At 38.0% G+C, this 8,663-nt stretch carries 9 protein-coding genes; all 9 read right to left on the bottom strand.

Annotated features, from left to right (window positions below):
• Positions 1 to 110 precede the first annotated feature (110 nt).
• On the bottom strand, positions 111 to 806 hold the full coding sequence (locus WD048_00920; GenBank protein ID MEX0810744.1) for a phosphoadenylyl-sulfate reductase: 696 nt from the start codon (positions 804 to 806) through the stop codon (positions 111 to 113).
• Positions 772 to 1,359: a bifunctional precorrin-2 dehydrogenase/sirohydrochlorin ferrochelatase gene (locus WD048_00915; protein MEX0810743.1), complete on the bottom strand. Its 588-nt coding sequence runs from the start codon at positions 1,357 to 1,359 to the stop codon at positions 772 to 774. Before WD048_00915 ends, WD048_00920 begins: the two co-directional genes overlap by 35 nt.
• Positions 1,352 to 2,128 (bottom strand): uroporphyrinogen-III C-methyltransferase, encoded by a 777-nt coding sequence (cobA, locus tag WD048_00910; protein ID MEX0810742.1) that lies wholly within the window; start codon positions 2,126 to 2,128, stop codon positions 1,352 to 1,354. Before cobA ends, WD048_00915 begins: the two co-directional genes overlap by 8 nt.
• A 4-nt stretch (positions 2,129 to 2,132) precedes the next feature.
• A complete protein-coding gene (locus WD048_00905; GenBank protein ID MEX0810741.1) occupies positions 2,133 to 4,286 on the bottom strand; it encodes a nitrite reductase in 2,154 nt (717 codons plus the stop codon).
• 622 nt (positions 4,287 to 4,908) lie between these two features.
• Complete coding sequence (locus tag WD048_00900) at positions 4,909 to 5,109, bottom strand: type II toxin-antitoxin system HicB family antitoxin (GenBank protein ID MEX0810740.1); 201 nt, start codon at positions 5,107 to 5,109, stop codon at positions 4,909 to 4,911.
• 158 nt (positions 5,110 to 5,267) lie between these two features.
• Entirely contained in the window at positions 5,268 to 5,501 is a 234-nt protein-coding gene (locus tag WD048_00895) for a hypothetical protein (GenBank protein ID MEX0810739.1), read from the bottom strand.
• A gap of 124 nt (positions 5,502 to 5,625) precedes the next feature.
• Positions 5,626 to 6,636 carry a hypothetical protein gene (locus WD048_00890; protein MEX0810738.1) on the bottom strand — a complete coding sequence of 337 codons (1,011 nt, stop codon included), beginning with the start codon at positions 6,634 to 6,636 and terminating at the stop codon, positions 5,626 to 5,628.
• 167 nt (positions 6,637 to 6,803) lie between these two features.
• Positions 6,804 to 7,253 carry a hypothetical protein gene (locus WD048_00885; protein ID MEX0810737.1) on the bottom strand — a complete coding sequence of 150 codons (450 nt, stop codon included), beginning with the start codon at positions 7,251 to 7,253 and terminating at the stop codon, positions 6,804 to 6,806.
• Positions 7,254 to 7,462: 209 nt separating this feature from the next.
• Positions 7,463 to 8,635: a TaqI-like C-terminal specificity domain-containing protein gene (locus WD048_00880; GenBank protein MEX0810736.1), complete on the bottom strand. Its 1,173-nt coding sequence runs from the start codon at positions 8,633 to 8,635 to the stop codon at positions 7,463 to 7,465.
• Positions 8,636 to 8,663: the final 28 nt, after the last annotated feature.

Raw genomic sequence — 8,663 nt, 5'->3', positions numbered from 1 at the left:
TATGCCGGGTGGTGTGGGGGGACAGCGGTGAAAGCCGCTTCCTACCCGATTAAAATGCGGCCCCAAAAACAAACCTCGACCCCAGCGGGGTCGTACTCCTCACATGCCGATCAGATATGCAAGCCACATTCATTCTTGGCCAGGCCTACCCAGCGGCCTTCCCGTCCAGCTCCTTTGATGGTGCAGTGCTTACAACCAATGGAATCATAACCCTCTTTTACAAGTGGATGAAAAACCAACTTGTGTTCCTTGATATAGGCATTACGTTGCTCTGAAGTGATATCAATAATAGGGTAGAAGCGCAGGATTCCATTTTTAAACTCAAAAACCCTGAGGCCTTTGCGGTGCTCATTTTGTGAACGCATCAGCCCAGAAGCCCAAACATTGTACTGTTCTGTGATAGCTTTCAGTGGTTCCACCTTATTGATCGAGCAGCAGTAATCGGGATTTTTCTTCCAGGTTTCATCCTTTTGGGTAAATTCATTCAGCCATTTTTCGGGCTTGAGATCGATGACCCTGAGATTGTACTTATCAGTCAGAAGCTTTTTATATTCCAGGGTTTCCGGAAAGTGATAAGTAGTATCTATAAAATGGATTTTCTGCGCACTGTTGGTGGCAGTGCTGAACAAATGCAGAAAAAAGGCCGAATTGGCAGCAAAGGAAGAAGTCAACAATACATCATCCATATTGAAATCCTTGTACAGCTCCTTGATTCGCTCTATAGCAGTCAGCGGCTCGTATTTTTTGTTAAGCGCCTCCAGGTCGATATTCTTAATTCTTTTCGATAAGTCCGGCTGTGATTTCATTGAGTCTTTTTACTTTGTGATTAAAATCTCCTTTCAACTGATCGCGTATGCTTTTCAGTTGATTAATAATTTCCGGCAATTCATCCGGTAGTATTTCTTCCAACACCATCCTGAATCGCTTGGCAAATGTCGGTGACTTGCCGTTGGTCGATATGGCTATTTTTAAATCCCCCTTGGTGACTACGGAACCAAGGTAAAAGTCGCAAAGGTGGGGAGTATCTGCCACATTTACCAATGTCTTTTCAACTTTTGCTACTTCCCACAGTCTTTTATTCAGTACAGCATCATCGGTACCTACCAGAATCAAATCCCTGTTTTTCAGGTCTTTGTCCTCAATTTTTCGCTGAATAAGCTTTACATTTCCATACTTTTCAGCAAGCGCTCTTATTTCTGCTTTTATCTGCGGGGCAATGAGCGTAGCTTGCGCAGCAGAACTGTTTTTCAGCAAAAAATGCAGTTTTTCCTCTGCCACATTGCCGCCCCCCACAATCAGCAAATTAAGCTGGTGGATCTTGGTGAAAATCGGGAAAAGCTGGTTTTGAGAATCAGTCATGTTTTTTTGAATTAAAGCGTTCTAAAACAGCTGCTTTTTCTTTTTGTTCCAAATTGGAATAAAGCTCCACCACCGGACCGATGATAATCACGGCAGGAGTGCCAATGCGTTTTTCCCGTACTTTTTTTACAATATCACTGATTCTCCCAATGGCGGTTTTTTCTTCTGAAGTAGAACCATTCTGAATCACGGTAACCGGCATGTCCTGTTTGCCCTGCGCTTCAAATATTTGTGCAATTCTTTTCAGCTTGTTCAACCCCATGAGCACAACCACCGTAGCATTGGACTGTGCGGCCAGCAAAAGGTCAGAGCTGAGATCGAGGTTACTTTTAGTTCCGGTGATCACCCAGAAGCTATCGCTTACACCACGAGAGGTGAGAGGGATATTGTTCAGTCCGGCCAGTGAGGTACTGCTGGAGATTCCGGGCACAAAACGCACTTCCATACCCGCTTCTTTCGCCAGTTCCAGCTCTTCAAAGCCCCTGCCGAAAATAAAGGGGTCTCCGCCTTTCAGACGTACTACATTCTGAAACATCTTGCCGTATTTCAGGATAGCAGAATTGATATCTTCCTGCTTGTGACAGGCCTTTCCGGCTCTTTTGCCCACAAAAACCTTCAGGCAGTTTTGCGAAGCGTATTCCAAAAGTGATTCATCTACCAATGCATCATAAAGTATGACATCTGCAATTTTCAGGGCATTGATGGCCTTTAGCGTGATCAATTCGGGATCACCCGGGCCTGCACCTACCAATGTGAGTATTGAATTCATAAGCCTATGCTTTGTAGTAGTTTTTAATAATGGCTTTGTTTTCCTCAGCCTTGTTCTGATCTATTTGTTCTTGTCTGAATAATTTTGCTTTATTCAGAAAATCAATGGATTGTGAATAGTAATCTAAAGCAAGACTTTCAGTTGGTTCATTTTCCTTGATTTGTAAAACCACCTTGCTGAAAGCGGGATTTACAGGCAGTAATCCGGTTTCGTGAAATTTCTCATCAAAGTCGGCAATGATATTGGCCTGTGTATTGCATTGGTGATCTACACTGAGCAGCAGCGCCTTGGCAGCTATTACAAATGCGCTGTAGCTGTTGTAAATGGCATCTGCCCAGGCTTTTTCTTTATGGCCTTCTTTTGCGGCTTCCAGTTTCTCCTCTGATTCTTTGATTACGGTGCCTATTACATCCAGTGTGATTCCGGCACATTCGCCCACACCAATTTCGGGCTCAAATTGCTCCTGGTGTCCCCAGTCGATATAATCGTTCTGATTCAGGGAATCAATGTCAGCAAAGGGCTTGAGCAAATGGTAAAAATATTTTTTGTCCTGCCTTCTGTAATAAGCATTGAAATATTCGCCTTCGGTTTTGTTGGCTTCATAATCGTTCAAAATGCTTTCTACCGCTGTGGGAATCTTTTTGGTGGGCAGTTTGATTACCTTATCGGCAATATACGAGCGGCCATCTGGATCAACGCCCCCGCCAAGCACCACCTGCATAGCGGGTACTACCAGGCCTTTTTCCTTGTTTTTTATCGAGCTGCCGTGAAAACCAATTTGCGCAATCATGTGCTGTCCGCAGGAATTCATACATCCGCTGATCTTGATTTTGATATTGCGTTCGTCAATCAAATCGGGGAATTCCGTTTGCAGCATATCTTCCAGCACGCGCGTGAGCTCTGTACTATTGGTTACTGCCAGGTTGCAGGTATCGGAACCCGGGCAGGCCGTAATGTCGTGCAGGCTGTCAAAACCGGGAGCAGCGAGCCCCAGTGTTTCCAGGCGATTGAAAAAATAGGGCAGGCTTTCGGATTTCACATATTTGATCAGCAGCCCCTGGTTAATGGTGATGCGCAGATCGGGAGCAGCATATTTGCCAATATATTCTACCAGCTTTTTCGCGCGCTTGCTGTCGATATCCCCATTTTGTATTTTTAGGTAAATGCCATAAAAACCTTCTTGCTTTTGCTCAAATACATTGGTGCGTTTCCATTTTTCAAAATCCGCTGTATCATTTGGCAATTCATGAGGAGCCGTTTCAATATTATTGGCCACCCATGCCTCATCAGTATGTCTGTCGATTTTATAGGCAGGGTAGGGAAGCGCCTTTTTTTCTTCCTCCACCAGTTCCATAAATGCTTCCACCCCAATTTTCTTGATGAGAAATTTCATGCGGGCTTTGTTGCGGCTGGCGCGTTCTCCATGACGGTCGAATACCCGGACTACCGCTTCCGAAAAGGGAATGAGCTGATCTTCTGGTAAAAAATCATATATGTTATGCGCGTTGATGGCCTGTGCACCCAAACCTCCGCCCAGGAATACTTTGAAGCCCCTAAGGGTTTCACCATTTTTGGTTTGTACCTGTGGAATAAAGCCCAGGTCGTGTAAAAAGGTGAGGGCGGAATCTTCCTGTTCGCTGGAAGAAAAGGCCACTTTGAATTTGCGTCCCATATCCTGGCAAATAGGATTGCGCAGGAAATAATAGGCAAAAGCATGGGCATAGGGCGTCACATCAAAAGCCTCATGCGGGTCGATACCGGCTTTGTCAGATGCCGTGACATTGCGGATGGTATTGCCACAGGCTTCGCGCAGTGTGACGTTCATGCTTTCCAGATCGGCCCAGAGCTGAGGCGCATCGTTTACTTTTACATAATGCAGTTGAATGTCCTGGCGGGTAGTGAGGTGCAGGTTGCCAGTAGCATAGCGATCGGAAATATCCGCAATGCCTTTGAGCTGCTGTGGCGTGACCTTGCCGTAGGGGAGTTTGATGCGGATCATTTGTACTCCTGTCTGGCGCTGGCCATAAACACCGCGTGTGAGGCGGAAATGCTTGAATTTGTCCTCGGGTATCAGGCCGCTTTGAAAATCGCTGATCTTCCTTTTGAGCTCTAAAATATCGCGTTGAGCAATTGGGCTGATGTTGGGTCTTAAATTCATAGTTAATTTTTTATTCTAAAATTTTATATGTATTGCTTATTTCCATTTTTTATTAAAAAAGCCTTCCGGGTTAAGGGAAGGCTTTAGATTGTCCTATATATTCAATGCAAACAATCATCCTTCCCGAATGGGCACACAACAGCAACAGCATGTACAACAGCATGGGCTGAAGCTGGTATTGTTGTTGGAATGATTGTAATTATTGATTTTCATTTTGATTTGGTCTTAAATTAAAAAACCCTTCACAATGGAAGGGCTAAATATAGTTTTATCAATGAACCCTTCTGATTAAAATACAGCACAGCAGCAACAAATAATATTGCAGCAGGTATTTTTTACAGAAGTAATTGTTGAATTGCTTTTCATAATTATCGGCTAATGTAAATCAAATTTCTGAAAAGCAAAACCCCTTGATGAAAATATTTTTAAAGAGCAGTATTATAGACAGGGGAGTTTTGGATTTTTTCTATTTAACATAATATCAATTATGGGACATAATCTCATAATTTGACATTATGTCTAAATAGCTGAAGTTATCAGAAATTCAGGAGATTAATTAGGGTGAAATACTAAATATTGTTTATTTTTTTGCTGACCTGCCCACACACTCAGGCAGCAAATACTAACATCTCGCTTTCGGTTGTTGGTTTAGGATTTTAAGACCTTCTTCTTTTAGGCCTTCAATATGAAATTTTACAGCTTCATAAATACTTTGCTCAACAACTTTCTTTGTCTTGGCACTTGCAATGCAACCAGGCAAATCCGGTACATAAGCACTGTAACCGGTTTTCGTTTTTTCTATAATGACTAAATACTTGAGCATATCAGGGTTTATCTATTTGTGCTTGTTTTAACCGCTAAGCTGCAAAGGCTAAGCTATATTAACATAATGCAGACCATTATGGGGTGAAAGTACTAAGAGAATAAAACAGGAGCTTATTCATTCTCAAGTAAAGTTGTGTTTGATTAAACTATCAAACATTAATCAACATCCTTTTTTCGAAAAATAATAAAGTTAGCTGTACCTAATGCTGAACTACTCTTAACTTCATATCCTTTATTAATCATTTTATTTAAAAAAGAAGTAATTTTTAATTGATTTTGAGTAAAGCTTTCATCAATATTTTCTTGCTTTCTTTTCAAAAGTTTTATGTTGGTGTAGCTGTTATATATTCTTCTATTGAGCTTGAGCTGTAAGTCTTTTCTTCTGTACATAGTATAAAAATATGCTATAACCAATGTTTTAGTGCCTTTTTACATAGAACAACTTTCCACAATTTTCTCTTAAATATTTTTTTGGTTTGGTAGAATTAATATTATGTTTATAATAAATATGCAACTATGTAAAATCATAATCATCATGCTTATTTATAATCTCTTTTACTCTATTGAAAATTTTTTGTTTAGAAAGTTGATTTTTAATTAAAAATACGAGTAATGAAAGAAAAAGAATCAATAAAATCCCATAAATGAATATTGATAAGAAATCTAGATCTTTTTTTACAATTTTAAAATTACCAGTAAACTTAGGCTGCTTTGATATATTACTGTTTCCAATAAATAAAATTTTACCATTGCTATCTACTAATTCAATTTCATCTTTGTTTATATCATCAATCGAGGCATAGAAAGTCTTAGAATCTTTCATTATTTCATAATTAATGACATACCCAGGGTAGAAAAATGAACTAAACAAACTAGATGCTATTACGAACACCAATATTGAAAAAAGAACAACTATAAATATGAAATCGGATTTACTCTTTGGTTTTGATGGTAATTCTACTTTATCTATAGACTTTAAATTAGTTATTCTTTGAGATAAGTTAATGCCTCTGGATAAATTATCAGTTATGTTTGAAGCAACTAATTGATTTTTATTTTCAGAAGTATCTCTAGGCTTATATTCAATTATTGAATCAAAAGTGAAAAATTCATTTTCCTTTAATATATCCCAAGAGAATTGTAATTCATTTACTTTCTCTGTTAAATCAACATTTACATTTTCTGACTTATCAACTAACATTACTTTTTTCCACTCATAACCTTTTGGTAATATTATTGACAATGGTTTATACATTAACTTATCATCAATATCAATATTTCCAGAGTTAAAGAATGTACCTTTGTAAGTGATTAAATTTTCATCTACTGTTTTTCCTTTATATTTAATTTCAAGTTCATCTAAATCTTTAACTACAGATTTGAATAATGAAATACAACTGTTTTCAAAATACCACAAACTTGTTTTTGCTCTGTACTTTAATGTGTATCTAATACCGAAGTAACCAACAATAAAAGTTGCGATTACTCCTAAAACCGCATAAACTAAATTCAAATCAATATCCATTTATTATATTATTTCAGGTCTTCTATCATGAAACTATATGAAAGATCCAAAACCTCTCATTAAATAGCATCGTTCATTTTTATTATTGATTAGATCAAATATCTTCAACCAAGTAAATAAGGTACAAGAAAATCATCTAAAACTAAGTGGGTTTAGTTATGTGAATCCTAAATATTTTCATTATTCTGATCATACCACCAAAAATTTGTACAAGAGTTTTTTAGCATTCCATGTTCACCATTGTTAATGATAATTATTTTTCGGCTTACTGCCTCTGGTGAGAGATTATGAATGAAATTTTTATTGAAGAATGGTTTATGATTGGCAATTAATATTGACTCAGGTATTTCAAGTGTTCCAAAACTTTGGTCTTTAATTTCTCCTACTGCAAAATTTACATTATTGGCATTTCTCCAAAATGACTTTTCATGTTGCGTAAATCTTTGTTCAAAAGTCTGATCAGTTTTCCCAATATAAGCCAGAACATCTCTTCCATAGATATGTGAGTCGCAATAAATTTGATACAATACATTCTTGTTATGAATCAATTCAAAATTGTCAGGATTCCATTTTTTCTTATGTTTCCAATCAATAACTATTTCCAAGTATTCAGTCATGTTTTCTGTTTTAATAAACTGTATTTTTCCTCTTCACAACTTTAATCTCCTCCGCTGTCAGCCCATACAATTTATAGACCATTTGATCGATTTCAACCTCTACCCTATTGATTTCTGATTTCAATTCCGGAGCTTTTTGTTTTTCACTGATGTATTCTATAAACCTGGACGACAAGGGGTTAAAACCCCTTGTTAAAATCTTTGTTTACCTATATTTCCACAACTTTAATCTCTTCCTCTGTCAGCCCATACAGCTTATAGACCATTTGATTAATTTCCTCCTCTACCCTATTGATTTCGGATTTCAATTCCCGGGCTTTTTGTTTTTGCTCGTTGAAGTATTGCATCCATTCGGCTTCTTCGGTTAAGGACAAGGGGACATGTCCCCTTGTTGAAGTAGCTGTAGCTGCTGCCGCTTTTTTACGGAGTTTTTCTACTTCTTTTATAAATTCCCCAAACTCCAGCTCATGCCAGTTTTGGAGTTTTTTGGTGGGTTTTTCTATATCAAATTTGGATTGGAAAAGCATCAAAAATTTGCTGCTTAATTCATGCAACTCAGTGTTCTTTTGCAAAAGAATTTTTGCTTTATCGCCCAGCTCCATTCCTCTTGATGCAATTGCATCGGGTATAGGGAATGCCCCCAAATTATCCAGACTAATTTTAGCAAATACTTTTCCCTTAATATCGTGCAGCAATCGGTAAAATTTTGTTGCGGGTCGTGAGTTTAGCACTGCTAATAAAGGCTCTAATTCAAAACCTTTCTCTTTTTCATAGATTCCGTGTACAAGCGTGTCAAAGTAATAATTTTTGTTATCCAAACAGCCAATTAAAGAGTCACCAGTTTTTCGAACAACAATCTTTTTATTTTCAAACAAATCCGGTGATCGCAGGGCAAAATCAATTCGGTTTTGTTTGTTCATACCCTGTTTGGATTTTAAATCGTCAAGGCTAATTTTCTCGTCTATATTATTGTCATAATTAACGTATTCGCCTCCCCAGACAATATTGTATCGAGATATTTCTTTACCCCATATTATTGGCTTATGTAGAGCGGTTTTCTTGTTGTCAGAAATTAAAATGTGCTTGATATTTCCGGGATTCAAGCCGTTTTTTAATCTGTAGTATCTTCTAATCGGATTGAGGGCATGCAGTTTCTTTAATATTGATTGCGAATCGGAAGAAACAACAGAAATTTCGCAATTGGGAACACTTAAAAAGAAGTCTTGCGGTACATTATTTTCAATAACACCAAATCCGGTAACAAAATTTTGAATCTTATCAGCAACAGCTAAACGAACTATGTTCTTAGGTTCAGGTTTATTTTTTATCGTAAACTGCAACAATAAACTGCTACCTAGTGTCTGGTCGAGACCTCCAATCACTATACTATCATTGGATTTCTGTTAATAA

Source organism: Chitinophagales bacterium (assembly GCA_040877935.1).
Taxonomy (GTDB): Bacteria; Bacteroidota; Bacteroidia; order Chitinophagales; family CAIOSU01; genus JBBDNB01.
The sequence above is the reverse complement of the archived record's forward strand: the minus strand, read 5'-3'. Positions and strand labels throughout refer to the sequence as shown.